The organism is Mesorhizobium sp. M0659 (assembly GCF_040320605.1).
In the GTDB taxonomy this organism is placed as follows: domain Bacteria; phylum Pseudomonadota; class Alphaproteobacteria; order Rhizobiales; family Rhizobiaceae; genus Mesorhizobium.
Genome location: NZ_JAMYPY010000007.1, coordinates 1 through 17,214 on the forward strand (window position 1 = coordinate 1; position 17,214 = coordinate 17,214).

The 17,214-nt window shown below is 65.0% G+C and carries 8 protein-coding genes; 6 read left to right on the forward strand and 2 right to left on the reverse strand.

The annotated features are described in order from the left end of the window. Positions 1 to 198 precede the first annotated feature (198 nt). Complete coding sequence (hutC, locus tag NKI31_RS13120; protein ID WP_023724862.1) at positions 199 to 939, reverse strand: histidine utilization transcriptional repressor HutC; 741 nt, start codon at positions 937 to 939, stop codon at positions 199 to 201. Beyond that, complete coding sequence (locus NKI31_RS13125) at positions 936 to 2,288, reverse strand: formimidoylglutamate deiminase (RefSeq protein WP_352651788.1); 1,353 nt, start codon at positions 2,286 to 2,288, stop codon at positions 936 to 938. The genes hutC and NKI31_RS13125 overlap by 4 nt, the downstream gene beginning before the upstream one ends. A 90-nt stretch (positions 2,289 to 2,378) precedes the next feature. Here NKI31_RS13125 and hutI point away from each other — a divergent pair, with 90 nt between their 5' ends. The 6 genes from hutI to NKI31_RS13155 all read left to right on the forward strand — a co-directional run bounded on the left by hutI (position 2,379) and on the right by NKI31_RS13155 (position 17,143). Next, on the forward strand, positions 2,379 to 3,614 hold the full coding sequence (hutI, locus tag NKI31_RS13130) for an imidazolonepropionase (RefSeq protein WP_352651789.1): 1,236 nt from the start codon (positions 2,379 to 2,381) through the stop codon (positions 3,612 to 3,614). Then, complete coding sequence (gene hutH / locus NKI31_RS13135; RefSeq protein WP_352651790.1) at positions 3,611 to 5,149, forward strand: histidine ammonia-lyase; 1,539 nt, start codon at positions 3,611 to 3,613, stop codon at positions 5,147 to 5,149. The genes hutI and hutH overlap by 4 nt, the downstream gene beginning before the upstream one ends. Position 5,150: 1 nt before the next feature. Next, complete coding sequence (gene hutG, locus NKI31_RS13140; protein WP_352651791.1) at positions 5,151 to 5,963, forward strand: N-formylglutamate deformylase; 813 nt, start codon at positions 5,151 to 5,153, stop codon at positions 5,961 to 5,963. Positions 5,964 to 5,991: 28 nt separating this feature from the next. Continuing rightward, on the forward strand, positions 5,992 to 7,662 hold the full coding sequence (gene hutU / locus NKI31_RS13145) for a urocanate hydratase (protein WP_352651792.1): 1,671 nt from the start codon (positions 5,992 to 5,994) through the stop codon (positions 7,660 to 7,662). A gap of 12 nt (positions 7,663 to 7,674) precedes the next feature. After that, the gene (locus tag NKI31_RS13150; protein WP_352651925.1) at positions 7,675 to 8,274 is read left to right on the forward strand and encodes a HutD/Ves family protein; all 600 of its coding nucleotides are present in this window, start codon (positions 7,675 to 7,677) and stop codon (positions 8,272 to 8,274) included. A 289-nt stretch (positions 8,275 to 8,563) separates the two neighbouring features. Then, positions 8,564 to 17,143: a glycoside hydrolase family 94 protein gene (locus NKI31_RS13155; protein WP_352651793.1), complete on the forward strand. Its 8,580-nt coding sequence runs from the start codon at positions 8,564 to 8,566 to the stop codon at positions 17,141 to 17,143. The last annotated feature ends 71 nt before the right edge of the window (positions 17,144 to 17,214 follow it).

The following is a 17,214-nucleotide window of genomic DNA, read 5'->3' on the forward strand; positions in this document are numbered from 1 at the left end:
TTTTGTTTTGGTGGAGTCTTCATACGCCCCCTCCCCCCCCCCCCCCCCGGGGGGGGGGGGGGTGGGGCTCGCGCCCCCCCGCTGGCTCCTGGCGGGGGGGGGGGGGCCGGGCCGCGAGGCTGCACCGACCCCACCCCGCGTCACAAGTGCCGCCTTGCGGCACTTGCTCCGCGACCCTCCCCTCGAGGGGGAGGGTAATCACCCCTGCGAAGGCCTGAACCTCGCCACCAGCGTGTGGCTCTCCGCGGCATAAGTGAACCTCACCTGCGTCACCGGGTGCTCCGCGCTCCAGGTCCGGCGCTCGACCACCAGGCAGGGCGCGCCGGTTGCGATGTCGAGCGCTTCGGCAATATGTCTGTCGGCCGCGACCGCGCGGATACGGTGCTCTGCCTCGCTCCATGGCACGCGGCCGATCAGCCAAGGGCCGGGGGCGATGTCGAGAAACTCCTCCTCGGCGGCTTCCGCGACGGCGGCGAGATTGATCAGCCGCTGTTCGTGCGCGAACGGCCGCTTGCCGGCAAAATGCCGGCATTCAAGCGCCAGCACCTGTCCGGCTGCGTCCAGTTCCAGCAAGGCGCGATCCTCGGCGCTGCTGCGCCTTTTCTGCCGCGCCAAGCGTTCGTAACGATAAGCCAGGCCAAGCGACTCAACCTCGATCCTGATGTCGTGGATTTCCAGCACCGCGGCCTGCGACTGCGGCTGGCGGACAAAGCTGCCCGAACGGCGGCGGCGCTCTATCAGCCCGGCCTTGGCCAACTGCGACAGCGCCTTGTTCACTGTCATGCGCGAGCAATTGTATTCGGCCGTCAACTCGTGCTCGAACGGGATGCGGTGACCCGGCGCCCAGGCGCCGGACATTATTTTCTCGCTGATGTCGGACAGGATGCGCTGGTGCAGCGAACCGCCGCCTTCCACCGCCGCTGTCTCTGATATGCTCATGCCGAAAGCGCCGTCATCACATGGCGAAAGCGCTCGGCGATCGTCTCACGCGCTGCATGCCGGCCGCCGCTGACCTGTTTTTTTCCGTGCACCCAGACGCAATCGACCTTGCCGCCATTGGCAAAGATCCAGGCGTCGAGGATCGCATCGCCACTTTTTCCGGCCAGCGAAGGATGGTTTTCGTCGAGGGAGACGAAATCAGCCGCGGCGCCGGCGGCGATCCGCGACGGGCCGGCGCCGAGTGCGGTGCTGCCGCCATCGAGGGCGGCGTCGAACAGAGCCCGCCCGGTCGAGCCGCCGGCCACCGCCAGCACATTGCGGGCGCGGTGTGCGAGGCGCTGCGAATATTCGAGCTGGCGCAATTCATCCGGCAGGCCGATCAGCACGTTGGAATCCGAGCCGACGCCGAAGCGGCCGCCATGTTCGATGAACAGAGGTGCTGAAAAGGTGCCGTCGCCGAGATTGGCCTCGGTGATCGGGCAAAGCCCGGCAATGGCGCCGCTTCTGGCCATGCCGGATGTCTCAGCCTCGGTCATGTGGGTGGCGTGAATCAGGCACCAACGCTTGTCGATCCCGGCATTGGCGAGCAGCCATTCGACCGGTCGCGCACCCGACCACGCCAGGCAATCCTCGACCTCCTTCACCTGCTCGGCGACATGGATGTGGATCGGTCCGTCCGGCGCAATGGCGGCAACAGCGCTGAGTTCCTCCGGCGTCGCGGCGCGCAGGCTGTGCGGGGCGACGCCGACGACAGCCTGATTCAACGCACGAACCGATTCGCGGCTTTTCTCAAGCAAGCGTTCGAACCGATCCACATCGTTGATGAATCGCCGCTGGCCTTCATTGGGCGCAGCGCCGCCAAAGGACGAATGCGCATAAAACACCGGCAGCAGCGTCAGGCCGATACCGGTCTCGGCGGATGCAGCGGCAATGCGCTCGGCCAATTCGGCAAGGTTGGCATAGGGATTTCCATCGCGGTCATGGTGGAGATAGTGGAACTCGCCGACGCGCGAGAATCCGGCCTCCAGCATTTCGACATAAAGCTGGGCGGCGACCCCCTCGACCTGGTCCGGCGTCATCGACAGCGCGAAGCGGTACATCACCTCGCGCCAGCTCCAGAAGCTGTCGGCGGAGGGACCGCGCAGTTCGGCAAGCCCGGCCATGCCGCGCTGGAAGGCGTGGCTGTGCAGGTTCGGCATGCCGGGCACCAGAATGGCGTGGCGTTCGTCACCGCGCCGCGGCGACGTGTCGACTTCGACGGTTGCGATGCGACCGTCCGTGACGACGATCCGCACCTTGTCATGCCAGCCATCGGTCAGCAGCGCCTGTTCCGCAAAGATCGCCGTCACGTTTTTCTCCGCATTCCCTGAACAATTGCACTTGCAGTGCTTTTCAATATGTATATACATAATCGCCATCCAATCAAACGGAAAAAGATGATGGCGGCACAGAACAAAAGCCGGGCAGGGGGCCTTCACCTTTGGCGCAATGCGCGCCTGGCAACCATGGCCGAAGGCGTTGCCGGACTTGGCATTGTCGACAAGGGCGCGATTGCCGCCCGCGACGGTCTCATCGTCTATGCCGGCCCGGAAGCCGACATGCCTTCCGCCTTGGCTCAGGGCGCCGCGACCACCGATTGCGAAGGCCGCTGGGTCACGCCCGGCCTGATCGACTGCCACACCCATCTCGTCCATGCCGGCAACCGCGCCAACGAATTCGAGATGCGGCTGGCCGGCGCCACCTATGAAGAAGTCGCCAGAGCCGGCGGCGGCATCGTCTCCTCGGTCAAATCCCTGCGTGCCGCGAGCGAAGACGAACTGGTTGCGCAGACTCTCCCGCGCCTTGACGCGCTGATGGCCGAGGGCGTCACCACGGTAGAGGTAAAGTCGGGTTACGGGCTCGATCTCGGAAATGAACGGAAGTCGCTTCGCGCCGCGCGGCAGCTGGACAAGCAACGCCCGGTCACGGTCCGCACCACCTTCCTCGGCGCGCATGCGCTGCCGCCGGAAGCAAAAGGCGACAAGGACGCTTTTGTCGATCTCGTCGCCAACACCATCCTCCCCGGAATCGCCGCCGAGGGCCTGGCTGACGCCGTCGACGGCTTTTGCGAGGGCATTGCCTTTTCGCCGGAACAGATTGCCCGCGTCTTCGACAAGGCCAAGGCGCTTGGCCTGCCGGTCAAACTCCATGCCGACCAGTTGTCCAACCTGCATGGCGCCGAACTCGCCGCCCGCTATGGCGCGCTGTCGGCCGACCATCTCGAATACACCGACGAGGCCGGCGCCGCAGCGATGGCCAAGGCCGGCACCGTGGCGACCATCCTGCCCGGCGCCTACTATTTCATCCGCGAAACCAGGAAGCCGCCGGTCGGCCTGTTCCGCCAGCACGGCGTCAAGATGGCGGTCGCCACCGACAACAATCCCGGGACGTCGCCGCTGACCTCGCTGTTGCTGACCATGAACATGGCGGCGACGCTTTTCGGCCTGACCGTCGAGGAGTGCCTGGCCGGCACCACTCGCGAGGCTGCCCGTGCGCTGGGATTGCTCGGCCAGACCGGCACGCTTGAAGCAGGAAAATCCGCCGACCTGGCGATCTGGGACATCGAGCGTCCGGCCGAACTCGTCTACCGCATGGGCTTCAACCCGCTCCATGCCCGCATCTGGAGAGGACAATGACCGAACTTAACCTGAAGCCCGGCAATGCGACGCTGGCCGACTGGCGCGCTATCTATCGTGGCGCCATGCCGAAGCTCGACGCCTCCTGCCGGCCAAAAATCAAGGCCAGCGCCGAGGCAGTCGCCCGCATCGTCGCCAAGGGTGAGCCGGTCTACGGCATCAACACCGGCTTCGGCAAACTGGCCAGCGTCCGCATTCCGGCCGAGGATCTAGAGACCCTGCAACGCAACATCGTTTTGTCGCATGCCGCCGGTGTCGGCGAGCCGATGCCGGTTTCGGTGGTTCGGCTGATGATGGCGCTGAAGCTCGCCAGCCTTGCGCAGGGCGCGTCGGGCGTACGGCCGCAAACCATCGAGTTGCTGGAAGCGATGCTGGCCAACGACGTCATCCCCATGGTGCCGGCGCAGGGCTCGGTCGGCGCCTCCGGCGATCTCGCGCCGCTGTCGCACATGACGGCGGTGATGATCGGCGTCGGCGAATGCTTTACACCGCATGGCCGCTTCCCGGCCAAGGTCGCTTTCGTCTCGCACGGCCTGGAGCCCGTGACGCTCGGCGCCAAGGAAGGTCTGGCGCTGCTCAACGGCACGCAGTTTTCCACCGCCTACGCGCTGGCCGCTCTGTTCGAGGCCGAAGTGCTGTATCAGTCGGCGCTGGTCGCCGGGGCGCTGTCGACCGACGCTGCCAAGGGCTCGGACGCGCCCTTCGATCGGCGCATCCATCTCCTGCGCAAACATCCCGGCCAGATCGAGACGGCGGAAGCGCTGCGCAACCTGATGGCCGGCAGCGCCATTCGTGAATCGCACCGCGTCGGCGATGAGCGCGTGCAGGATCCGTACTGCCTGCGCTGCCAGCCGCAGGTGATGGGTGCGGCGCTCAACGTGCTGCGCCAGGCCGCCGATACGCTCGGCACCGAGGCCAATGGCGTCACCGACAATCCGCTGATCTTCGCCGAGGACGATACTGCGCTGTCCGGCGGCAATTTCCACGCCGAGCCGGTGGCTTTCGCTGCCGACATGATCGCGCTTGCCGTCTGCGAGATCGGCTCGCTGTCGGAGCGCCGCATCGCCATGCTGGTAGACCCCGCGCTGTCCGGCATGCCGGCCTTCCTGACGCCGAAGCCCGGCCTGAACTCCGGCTTCATGATCCCGCAGGTGACGGCGGCGGCGCTCGTCTCTGAGAACAAGCAGAAGGCCTATCCGGCAAGTGTCGATTCCATCCCGACCTCGGCCAACCAGGAAGACCATGTCTCGATGGCCGCACACGGCGCTCGCCGGCTGATCGGCATGATCGAAAACGCCACGGCCGTCATCGGCATCGAACTCCTGGCCGCCGCGCAGGGCTGCGATTTCCATGCGCCGCTGGCGTCGAGTGCAGCTCTGGAAGCGGTTCGCAAGCTGGTCCGCGCCGAGGTGCCGCATCTCGACAATGACCGGCATTTCCACCCTGACATTGAAAAAGCCATCGCCATGGTGCGCAGCGGCGCTGCCATCAAGGCTGCGAGCGCGGTGACATTGCCTTCGATCTCGGGAGTCTGACATGACCGACTGGCTGACAGTGACGGAAGGCACGGCACCCCTGTTGGTGTCCATCCCGCACACGGGTATCGATCTCGCCGGCATCGACAATCGGCTGGTCTCGCCCTGGCTCGGCCGCCGCGATTGCGACTGGTGGATCGACAATCTCTACGATTTTGCCGCCGGCCTTGGCGCGACTGTCGTGCACACGTCGATCTCGCGCACCGTCATCGACGTCAACCGCGATCCCTCCGGCGCCTCGCTCTATCCCGGGCAGACGACAACGACGCTATGCCCGACCGAGACCTTCGACGGCGATCCGCTGTATCTGCCCGGCGCGGAACCGACGCCGTCGGAGATAGACCAGCGCCGCATAGCGTATTTCGTGCCCTACCATGAAATGCTGGCGGCCCAGGCCGTCAGGCTGCGCGGCCTGCATGAGAAGGTCGTCATTTACGATTGCCACTCGATCCGTTCGGTGCTGCCGCGGCTGTTCTATGGCACGCTGCCGGTGTTCAATCTCGGCACCAATGACGGCCAGACCGCGGACCCAATGCTTCAGGCGCTGGTCGGCCAGATCATGGCCGAAAGCGGTGAAAGCAATGTCATCAACGGTCGTTTCAAGGGCGGCTGGATCACCCGCTATTTCGGCAATCCGCCAGGCGGCTACCATGCGCTGCAAATGGAACTTGCCGATCGCGGCTATTTGCGCGAGCCCGAGAGCAAGGGCGAACCGGACAATTGGCCGGTGCCTTATGATGCCGAGTTCGCCGCGCCGATGCGCGCCACACTGACGAAAATCCTCCAATCCGCCATTGACTGGGCCGGGCGCTGAGACGCCGCCTTACTCCAAAGGGACAATGATGAACAATCCTCGCCACAACATCCGCGAAGTGCGCGCGCCCCGCGGCGACAAGCTCAACGCCAAATACTGGACGACCGAAGCGCCGCTGCGCATGCTGATGAACAACCTCGATCCCGATGTCGCCGAAAACCCCAATGAGCTCGTCGTCTATGGCGGCATCGGCCGGGCCGCGCGCACCTGGAACGATTTCGACAGCATCGTCGCCTCGTTGAAGACCCTCAATGAAGACGAGACGCTGCTGGTCCAGTCCGGCAAGCCGGTCGGCGTCTTCCGGACGCACACCGATGCGCCGCGCGTGCTGATCGCCAACTCCAACATCGTGCCGCATTGGGCGACCTGGGACAAATTCAACGAGCTCGATAAAAAAGGCCTGATGATGTACGGCCAGATGACGGCCGGCTCTTGGATCTATATCGGCACGCAAGGCATCGTGCAGGGCACTTACGAGACCTTCGTCGAAGCCGGCCGTCAGCACTACGATGGCAATCTTAGGGGCAAATGGATTCTGACCGGTGGCCTCGGCGGCATGGGCGGCGCCCAGCCGCTTGCCGCCGTCATGGCTGGCGCCTGCTGCCTGGCCATCGAATGCAACCCGGACTCGATCGATTTCCGGCTGCGCACCCGCTATGTCGACGAGAAGGCCGAGACGCTCGACGAAGCGATGGAAATGATCGAGCGCTGGACCAAGGCCGGCGAGGTGAAGTCGGTCGGCCTGCTCGGCAATGCGGCCGACATCGTGCCGGAAATGTTCAAGCGGGGCATCCGCCCCGACATGGTCACCGACCAGACCTCGGCGCATGACCCGATTAACGGCTATCTGCCCAAGGGCTGGACGATGGCTGAGTGGCGCGAGAAGCGCGTCTCCGATCCCAAAGCTGTCGAGAAGGCCGCCCGCGCCTCAATGCGCGAGCATGTCGAGGCGATGGTCGCGTTCTGGAATGCCGGCGTGCCGACGCTCGACTATGGCAACAACATCCGCCAGGTCGCCAAGGACGAAGGCTTCGAGAACGCCTTTGCTTTCCCGGGTTTCGTGCCGGCCTATATAAGGCCGCTGTTCTGCCGCGGCATCGGCCCGTTCCGCTGGGCTGCTCTTTCGGGCGATCCCGAGGATATCTACAAGACGGACGCCAAGGTGCGCGAACTCACCCCCGGCAACACCCATCTGCACAACTGGCTGGACATGGCACGTGAGCGCATCGCCTTTCAGGGCCTGCCGGCGCGCATCTGCTGGGTCGGCCTCGGCGACCGCCACAGGCTGGGGCTCGCCTTCAACGAGATGGTGGCCAGGGGCGAACTCAAGGCGCCCGTCGTCATCGGCCGCGACCACCTCGATTCCGGCTCGGTGGCTTCGCCCAACCGCGAGACGGAAGCGATGAAGGACGGCTCCGACGCCGTCTCCGACTGGCCGCTGCTCAATGCGTTGCTCAACACCGCGTCGGGCGCAACCTGGGTGTCGCTGCATCATGGCGGTGGCGTCGGCATGGGCTTCTCGCAGCATGCCGGCATGGTCATCGTCGCCGACGGCACGCCGGACGCCGCAAGGCGCCTGCAGCGCGTGTTGTGGAACGATCCGGCGACAGGCGTCATGCGCCACGCCGATGCCGGCTACGACATCGCCATCGAGTGCGCGAAGGAGCACCAGCTCAATCTGCCCGGTATTTTAGGCTGATTGGCTTAAATGATGCGCATCCTACGGGCCGCCGACTACCGCGTCATGCCGTGGAAGAATGGCGGCGGCACGACCACCGAGATCGCCGTCTCGCCGGACGGCGCCGGGCTGGACGATTTCGACTGGCGCGTTTCCATGGCGCGAGTCGAGGGCAGCGGCCCGTTCTCGGGGTTTGCCGGCGTCGACCGCACGCTTGCCGTGCTGGAAGGCGAGGGTATCGTGCTTGATATTGCCGGCCGTCCGCCGGCCGAAGTGACGGCGGCTTCCGCCCCGCTGTCCTTCCCGGCCGATGTGCCGACCACGGCCGCGCTGATCTCCGGTCCGATCACCGACCTCAACGTCATGACCCGCCGCGTGCGGGCCACGCACACGGTCGAGCGCCTGGTGGTTTCGGTTCCGACCGATATCCGGCCGACCAGCGCTATGACCCTGATCCTGCCGTTCGACGGCGAGGTCGGCCTCAGCGGCCCGACATCGTCTCGTCTTGGACCCCTCGACACGCTGTTGCTCGGTCCGCAGGCGAAACTACGGGTTGAACCGGTACGGCCGACGACCGTGTTCGTCATCCGGATAGCCAGGCTGGGCCAGCCGCACCGCCAGCACAACGATTAACGCCTGTTGCCAAACATGATCGCACGCCGGAGAAATCTGGCGTAAGCTGTTGTCTGGATCACGAAAAAGCCCGAATCCTTCCGTCGTTCCAAGGCGGACGGGAGGGCAGGGGTGCTCGTCCTTAAGTTGTCGAAAGCCCCACTTAAAATGTCGAAGGGATAACGCCTCTGGCGTGGTGCGAAGCAAAACTTTCGGCCAGTGTAATCATGCAACCAATTGCATTTGAATCGGTTTTAGGGACATTGCCGTGGCGGTGGCGCCGCATCGCGTCCCCCATGCGGAATTTTCAATGAATATCCAGACAAATCCTGCCCATATCGAAAAGTCCAGCGCCGGCTTCCCGGTCATCACCGAAGAGCCGATACGCTCCAATTTCCTGCCCGAAGAGCGGCTGCGCGCGCTGGGCGAAAGCCTTGCCAAGGGCGACCTCAAGGACCTGTTCGGCCTGACGCCGTTCGATTTCCAGGCCCGCATCCGCGACAGCGCCAAGAAAATCCTCGAAGTCTACCGCTCGACCAATGCCGCCCAGGCCAAGGGCGAAACCATCACGCCTGCCGCGCAATGGCTGCTCGACAACAATTATCTCGTCGAGGAGACCATTTTTCAGGTTAAGCGCGACCTGCCGCGCCGTTTCTACCGGCAGTTGCCGACCCTGGAAGTGGCCGATCGCGCCGCGGTGCCGCGCGCGCTGGCCCTGGCCTGGAGCTATGTCGCCCATTCCGACAGTTCGGTTTCGGCGACCATGTTCAAATCCATCGTCGAGGGTTTTCAGTCGGTCGAGCCGCTCAAGATCGGCGAGCTCTGGGCGCTGCCGTCGCTGCTGCGCTTCGTTTTGATCGAGAATCTGCGCCGCATCGCCGTGCGCGTCGACCGCACCAGGCAGATGCGCCATATCGCCAACGAGGTCGCCGACCGCGTGCTGGCGACCGACGACAATGCAGACCGCCGGAAGATCCTGTCGGGCTACGGCGCGCATGCGCAGGACACCACCTTCGCCACCCAGTTGCTCTACCGCCTGCGCGACGGCTCGCAGAATGCCGGCAGGGCGCTGGAATGGCTGGAGGTCGAGCTCGAGAAAACCGGCTCCGACGCCGAGGAAATCATCATTTCCGAGCATCGCACGCTGTCCAGCGGCAATGTCACCACCGGCAACATCATCCGCGGCCTGCGCCTCATCAACGACGTCGACTGGACGGTGTGGTTCGAGGGCGTCAGCCGCATCGACACGCTGTTGCGCGAGCGCACCGATTTCGCCGCGCTCGATTTCTTTTCGCGCGACCAGTACCGCACGTCGATCGAGCAACTGGCGCGCCGCTCCGACCTGTCCGAATTCCGTGTCGCCGAAAAGGCCATCGAGCTGGCCAGCCATGTTCCCGGGGTCACCGATGCCTCCGGCGTGCCGGATGCATCAGCCGATCCGGCCATGCATACCGATGTCGGCTTCTTCCTGGTCGGCCCGCGCCGGCCGGATCTGGAAAAGGCGATCGGCTACCGGCCGCCCTTCCATGTGACCTTCAAGCGCGCCTTCACCGCCACGGGCTGGCTCGGCATCGTTGTGCCGGTCTTCCTGCTGACGGTGCTACTGCTGGTTGTCTCCGGCAATGCGCTTGCCCATCTCGGCCTGTCGGTGGAATCCATCACGCTGATGCTGGCGCTGTTTGCGGTGCCTGCCAGCGAAGGCGCGCTCGCCTTCTTCAACACCGTTGTTTCACTGTTCCTGAAGCCGACGCGGCTCGTCGGCTATGATTACAAGCACGGCATTCCAGCGGCATCACGGACCTTGGTCGTGGTGCCGTCGCTGATCGGCTCGCGCGATGATGTCGAGGAAAACATCCGCAACATCGAGGTGCATCACCTCGCCAACACGGCCGAAGAAATCCATTTCGCGCTGCTGTCCGACTGGCCGGATTCCAAGACCGAGATCGACGCCGCCGACATCGAGATCCTGCAATATGCGCGCGACGAGATCGCCAGGCTCAATGCCCGTTATCCCTCGGAAGGCGCGCCGCGTTTCTATATCCTGCATCGCCGCCGGCTCTACAACCAGGCGCAGGGCGCCTGGATGGGCTGGGAGCGCAAGCGCGGCAAGCTGCATGAGCTGAACCTTCTCTTGCGCGGCGACAGCGACACCACCTTCCTGCCGCTCGACGTGCCGCTGCCGGAAAAGGTCGTCTATGTCATGACGCTCGACGCCGACACGCGCACCACGCGCGACGCCGTGTCGTCACTGGTTGGCAAGCTCGCCCATCCGCTCAACCGCCCGCATTTCGACGCGACAAAGCGCGTCGTCACCGCCGGCTACACCATCCTGCAGCCGCGCATCACAGCCTCGCTCACCAGCGGCGACGACGCTTCCTTCTTCCAGCGCGTCTTCTCGTCCAACAGCGGTCTCGATCCTTACGTCTTTGCCGTTTCGGACCTCTACCAGGACGTCTTCAGCGACGGCTCCTTCACCGGCAAGGGCCTTTATCACGTCGACGCTTTCGAGGCGGCGCTGCAGGGCCGCATCGAGGAAAACACCGTCCTCAGCCACGATCTGCTCGAAGGTGCGCTGGCGCGCGCAGCACTTGTCACCGATGTCGAACTGGTCGAGGACTATCCTACCCGCTACTCGGTCGACGCCTCGCGCCACCACCGCTGGGCGCGCGGCGACTGGCAGCTGCTGCGCTTCATCTTCTCGCCGCGTTCCGGCGTGCCGGCGCTGTCGCGCTGGAAGATGGTCGACAATCTGCGCCGCTCGCTCACCCCGATCTTCTGGGTGATGGCGGCGATCGCCGGCTGGACGCTGCTGCCCTTCACGCAGGCCGCGCAGTGGCAGGCGCTGCTGATCCTGTCGCTGTTCATGGCGCCGACCTTCGATGTCGTCAACGCCATCCTGCCCAAGAGCGGCGACCAGACGCCGCGCGGCCATTTCTCCGCGCTGGCGCACGACACCGTCTTCGGCACGGCCCTTGTGGCGCTGAAAGTGCTGTTGATGGCGCACAATGCCTGGATGATGGGCGACGCCATCGTGCGCACGCTCTACCGCCTGTTCGTCAGCCGCCAGAACCTGCTGGAATGGCGCACCGCGTCGCAGGCGCACAAGGGCGGCGACAACGATCTCGGCTCCTATTACAGCATGATGTATGGCGCCGTGATCATCGGCGTCGTCGGTCTCGCTATCCCCGTGTTGGCCGATTCCACCGGTGCCTTCGTCGCCTTCTTCTTCGCTCTGTTCTGGATCGGTTCGCCGGCGGTTGCCTGCTGGATCAGCCGCTCGGCCGAGACCGAGGACCGCCTGCGCATATCGCAGGCCGACATCCACGCGCTGCGCACCGTGGCGCGCCGCACCTGGCATTATTTCGAAACCTTCGTCACGGCCGAGCACCACAATCTGCCGCCCGACAATTTCCAGGAAAGCCCGGCGCCGGTTGTAGCGCCGCGGACGTCGCCGACCAATATCGGCGTCTACCTGCTGTCGGTGGTGTCGGCACGCGATTTCGGTTGGATTGCGCTCTCCGACGCCATCACCCGGATCGACGCCACGATGACGACCATCGAGAGCATGCCGCGCAACCGTGGCCACCTCTTCAACTGGTACGACACCACGACGCTCAAACCGCTCTATCCGCTCTACATCTCCGCCGTCGACAGCGGCAATCTCGCCGGACATCTGGTCGCGGTGGCGGCTGCCTGCGCCGAATGGGCGGAAGCCCCGTCCGTTCACCTGCAGGGCGATTTCGAAGGCGTCCTCGACACGGTGAGTATCCTCGACGAGAGCCTCGAGGAATTGCCTGACGACCGCCGGCAACTGCGGCCGTTGCGCCAGCGTCTGGCCGATCGCCTCGATGGCATGCGGCGCGCCGTCATGACCATCAAGGCGCAGCCGGAGATGGCCTCGATCCGCACCATTAACCTGGCCGTGCTTGCCGGCGAGATCCGCAAGCTCGCCACCGCCATCCACACCGAGGCCGGATCGCAGCGCAGCGACATTATCGCCGACTGGGCGGCACGGCTGGAAGCGACCTGCGAGGCGCATGTGCATGACTCGCACAGCGACGAAAACGCCGTCGAAGCCTTGCGCGCCAAGCTGCTGGCGCTGCGCGAACGCTGCCGCCGCTATGCCTTCGAGATGGATTTCTCTTTCCTGATGCGTCAGGAGCGCAAACTGCTGTCGATCGGCTACCGGGTCGAGGAGCATCAGCTCGATGAGAGCTGCTACGATCTGCTCGCCTCCGAGGCGCGGCTGACCAGCCTGTTCGCCATCGCCAAGGGTGACCTGCCGACGGAGCATTGGTTCCGGCTTGGAAGGCCGATCGTCGAGATCGGCTTCCAGGGTGCGCTGATGTCCTGGTCGGGCTCGATGTTCGAGTATCTGATGCCGCCATTGGTGATGAAGGAACCGCAGGGCTCGATCCTCAACCAGACCAGCAAGCTGATCATCAAGCGTCAGATCCAGTACGCGCGTTCGAAGAACGTGCCCTGGGGCATTTCGGAAGCGGCCTACAATGCCCGCGACCGCGAACTGACCTACCAGTATACCAATTTCGGCGTGCCCGGACTTGGGCTCAAGCGTGGCCTTGGCCAGAACACGGTGATCGCGCCTTACGCCACGATCCTCGCGGCGCAGTTCACACCGCGCGAATCCGTCCAGAATCTGGCCAGGCTGCGCTCCATCGGCGCTCTCGGCCGGCATGGCTTTTACGACGCCGTCGACTTCACGCCGCAGCGCGTGCCGGAAGGCACCGACCATGCCGTTGTCCTGAACTACATGGCGCATCACTCCGGCATGTCGATCGCCGCCGTTGCCGACGCCATCTTCGAGGGCCGGCTGCGCGACCGCTTCCATAGCGATCCGGTGATCGAGTCTGCCGAACTCCTGCTGCAGGAGAGGGCGCCGCGCGACATCCCGACCGCCACGGTCAGGACCGAAGCCGACGAGCGTTCGAAGGACGAGACCGAGGTCGAGAGCCCGGACTCGCGCATTATCCTCGACCCGCTGAGGGCGTTGCGCGCCACCAGCGTCATGTCCAATGGCCGCTACTCCGTCATGGTCTCGGCCACCGGTTCCGGTTACAGCCGCTGGGGCGAACTCGCCGTCACCCGTTGGCAGCCCGACCCGACCGAAGACCGGCTCGGCTCCTACATCTTCCTGCGCGACGCCGGCAGCGGCGACTGGTGGTCGGCCACCGCAGAGCCGAAGCAGGCGACCGGCGAGAGAGTGCAAACGCTGTTTTCCGACGACAAGGCGAGCTTCGTCAAAACAGTGGGCTCGCTGCGTTCGGAGGTCGAATGCATCGTCATCTCGGAAGGCAATGGCGAGGGACGGCGCGTCACGCTCTACAACGACGGCGCCACTGACCGGCATATCGAGGTGACCTCCTTTGCCGAGCTGGTGCTGGGCAACGAAGCCTCCGACAATGCCCATCCTGCGTTCTCGAAAATGTTTATCGAGACCGAGATCGCTGCCAATAACGGCGCCATCTTTGCCACCAGGCGCAAGCGCGAGAAGAACGAGCCTGACGTCACCATGGTGCATTTCGTCACCGATCCGTCCGGGTCGGCGCGCGATGCCGAGGCCGAAACCGACCGCCGTGCCTTCATCGGCCGTGGCCGTACCATCGCGGAAGCGGCGGCCTTCGATCCCGGCGCCAAGCTTGGCGGTCACCACGGCTTCACCCTCGATCCGGTAGCGGCCCTGCGCCGCCAGGTGCGGGTGCCGGCCAACAAGAAGATATCGCTGACCTTCTGGACCGCCGTCGGCGCCAACCGCGCCGAACTGGACGAGGCCATCGCCAGGCTCGACCATCCCGAAAGTTTTGCTCGCCAGGCGATGCTTGCCTGGACGCGTTCGCAGGTGCAGACCCGCCATCTTGGTCTCAGCCTGACCGACGCCGCCAACGTGCAGAAGCTGGCGCGCTTCCTGATCTACCCCGATCCGTTCCTGCGCCTTCCCGGCGAATCCATCGCTTCGGGGCTGGGCAAGCAGTCCAGCCTGTGGCCGACCAGCATTTCGGGCGATTTCCCGATCTTCCTGGTCCGCATCGGCGACGTGGCCGACCTCGAAATTGTCGCCCAGGCGCTGCGCTTCCAGGAGTATATGCGCGCCCGCGGCATGATGATCGACTTCGTGGTCGTCAACGAGCAGGCATCGTCCTATGTCCAGGACCTGCAGCGCGCGGTCGAGACGCTGTGCGAAAACAGCCGCCTGCGCGGCAAGGAACTCGGGCCGCGCCAGCACATCTTCGCCGTGCGCCGCGACCTGATGGACGAGGCGACGTACAAGACGCTGCTGGCGGTTGCCCGCGTGGTTCTGCACACACGCAACGGCACCATCTTCGACCAGATCGAACGCGCCGAGGCGGCAGCCTTGCAAGCACGCGATGCCCTGCAGCCGGCGGCCCCCGCGTCACTGCGCGAGCCGTCTCTGCCGGTGCCGGCGGCGCCTGCATACCATGCCGCGTCCGACAGCAGCGCCGACGGCAGCGGCCTCAGCCAGTGGAACGGCTTCGGCGGTTTCGAAGGCGATGGCCGTCACTATGTCACGCGTCTCACCGGCCGGCGCACGACTCCGCAGCCCTGGATCAACGTCGTCTCGAACGCCTCGTTCGGCTTCCATGTCTCGGCCGAAGGCGCTGCCTTCACCTGGAGCCGCAACAGCCGCGATTACCAACTGACGCCATGGTCGAACGATCCGGTCACCAACCGGCCGGGCGAGGGCATCTACATCTACGATCAGGCCAGCGGCAAGGCATTCTCGCCGCTGGCTGCCGTGGTCCGCGATCCCTCGATGACCTATGAGACATGGCACGGCCAGGGCTTCTCGACCTTCCGGTCCAAACGCGGCCCGCTGTCGATGGATCTGACGCACGTCGTCGATCCCGTCGATCCAGTGAAGATCACGCGGCTGCGCATCCAGAACTCGGGCTCGGCGCCGGCGCGGCTGCGCGTCTATGCCTATGCCGAATGGGTTCTCGGCAGCCATCGCTCGAGCACGGCTGCGACCATCATCCCGTCCAGGGATCCAGCGACCGGCGCGCTTCTGGCGCAAAACCCCTACGGTCTCGATTTCGGCGACCGGGTGGCCTTCCTGGCCGCCACTGGTCCGGTGCATTCGGTGACAGCCGATCGCGGCGAGTTCATCGGCAGGCATGGCACCAGCGCCTTCCCGCACGCCGTCGTCAGCGGAGCCGGCCTGTCGGGCCGCGTCGAGGCCGGCGACGATCCGTGCGCAGCTGTCGCCAGCGATGTCGACATCCCCGCCGGCGGCGACGTCACGCTGGTCTGGCTGCTTGGCGACGCCGCCACATCAGCCGAGGCGAGCGCGTTGGTGCAGACCCATTCGGGCAAGGATTTCGACCAGCGGCTGGCCGACAATGAACGCGTCTGGCGCGGCTTCCTCGACACCATCCAGGTCGAGACGCCCGACAAGGCGCTCGACGCCATGGTCAATCACTGGCTGCCCTATCAGAGCCTGGCCTGCCGCATCCGCGCCCGCTCGGCCTTTTATCAGGCAAGCGGCGCCTTCGGCTTCCGCGACCAGCTGCAGGACACGCTGGCCCTGCTTGCGCATGATCCGAAACTGGCGCGCGACCAGATCCTCAATGCGGCGCGCCGGCAGTTCCCCGAAGGCGATGTCCAGCATTGGTGGTTGCCGCGCACCGACGCAGGCGTGCGCACCATGATCTCCGACGATGTGGTCTGGCTGGCGCATGCCACCAATCGCTACATCGAGGTGACCGGCGATACAGGGATCCTGAAGGAGCAGCTGCCTTTCATCGACGGGCAGGTGCTGGGCGAGGGCGAGCACGACGCCTTCTTCACGCCGGAAATCTCCAAGACGAACGCGTCGCTCTACGACCATTGCGCGCGTGCGCTCGACCTTGCGGTCAAGCGCAGCAGCCCGGCCGGGCTGCCGCTGATCCTCGGCGGCGACTGGAACGACGGCATGAACCGCGTCGGCGAAGCCGGCAAGGGGGAGAGTGTCTGGCTCGGCTGGTTCCTTTTGACGACGCTGGGCGACTTTACCACCGTGGCCAAGGGGCAGGGCGACACCAAGCGGGCGCAGGCCTGGACAAAACACGCCGATGTGCTGAAGCGGGCGCTGGAAAGCACCGCCTGGGACGGCCAGTGGTATCGCCGCGGCAGCTACGACGACGGCACGCCGCTTGGCTCGCATAATTCGGACGAGTGCAAGATCGACTCCATCGCGCAGTCGTGGAGCGTGCTCTCCGGCGAGGGCGACCCCGCGCGCTCGACCACGGCGATGCAGCAGGCGACGAACCTGCTGGTCGACGACAAGCTCAAGATCGTCAAACTGTTTACCCCGGCCTTCCAGAACACGAGAAAGGACCCTGGTTACATCAAGAGTTATCCGCCGGGCGTGCGCGAGAACGGCGGCCAGTACACCCATGCGGCGACCTGGTTCGTGATCGCGCTCGCCGAAATGGGCCGCACCGACGATGCCTATCGCTGCTTCTCGATGCTGAACCCGGTCAACCATGCGCTCGACGATGCATCGGCCGAGCATTATCGCGTCGAGCCGTACGTCGTCGCCGCCGACATCTATTCCGGTGAGGACAAGGGCGGTCGCGGCGGCTGGACCTGGTATACGGGCTCAGCGGGATGGCTCTACCGTGCTGCGGTCGAAGGCATTCTGGGCATTGAGCGGCGGGGCAAGCAGATCACGTTCCGGCCGAAACTGCCCAGCCATTGGGACGGCTATTCTGCCACGCTCAAGATGCTGGGGTCGGAGATCAAGGTTCGCGTCATCCGCGACAAAAAGGCCAAATCCATCTCGCTCGAAGTCAATGGAACCAAGACAAAGTCTTCCGGTTTTCAGCCGAAGGCCGGCGACAAGACCGAGGTGGTCGTCAAGATACCCGCGTAAAATCAAGGGCTTCAGATTGTTGACGCGCGCCTTTCGAGGCGCGCGTTTTCTACTTGGGCATGCTCCTGGCG

Excerpts from the sequence above, each read along its gene's own strand:
- hutU (WP_352651792.1), top strand. The coding sequence starts at position 5,992 with ATGAACAATCCTCGCCACAACATCCGCGAAGTGCGCGCGCCCCGCGGC.
- hutC (WP_023724862.1), bottom strand. The coding sequence starts at position 939 with ATGAGCATATCAGAGACAGCGGCGGTGGAAGGCGGCGGTTCGCTGCAC.
- hutI (WP_352651789.1), top strand. The coding sequence starts at position 2,379 with ATGGCGGCACAGAACAAAAGCCGGGCAGGGGGCCTTCACCTTTGGCGC.
- hutG (WP_352651791.1), top strand. The coding sequence starts at position 5,151 with ATGACCGACTGGCTGACAGTGACGGAAGGCACGGCACCCCTGTTGGTG.
- NKI31_RS13150 (WP_352651925.1), top strand. The coding sequence starts at position 7,675 with ATGCGCATCCTACGGGCCGCCGACTACCGCGTCATGCCGTGGAAGAAT.
- NKI31_RS13155 (WP_352651793.1), top strand. The coding sequence starts at position 8,564 with ATGAATATCCAGACAAATCCTGCCCATATCGAAAAGTCCAGCGCCGGC.
- hutH (WP_352651790.1), top strand. The coding sequence starts at position 3,611 with ATGACCGAACTTAACCTGAAGCCCGGCAATGCGACGCTGGCCGACTGG.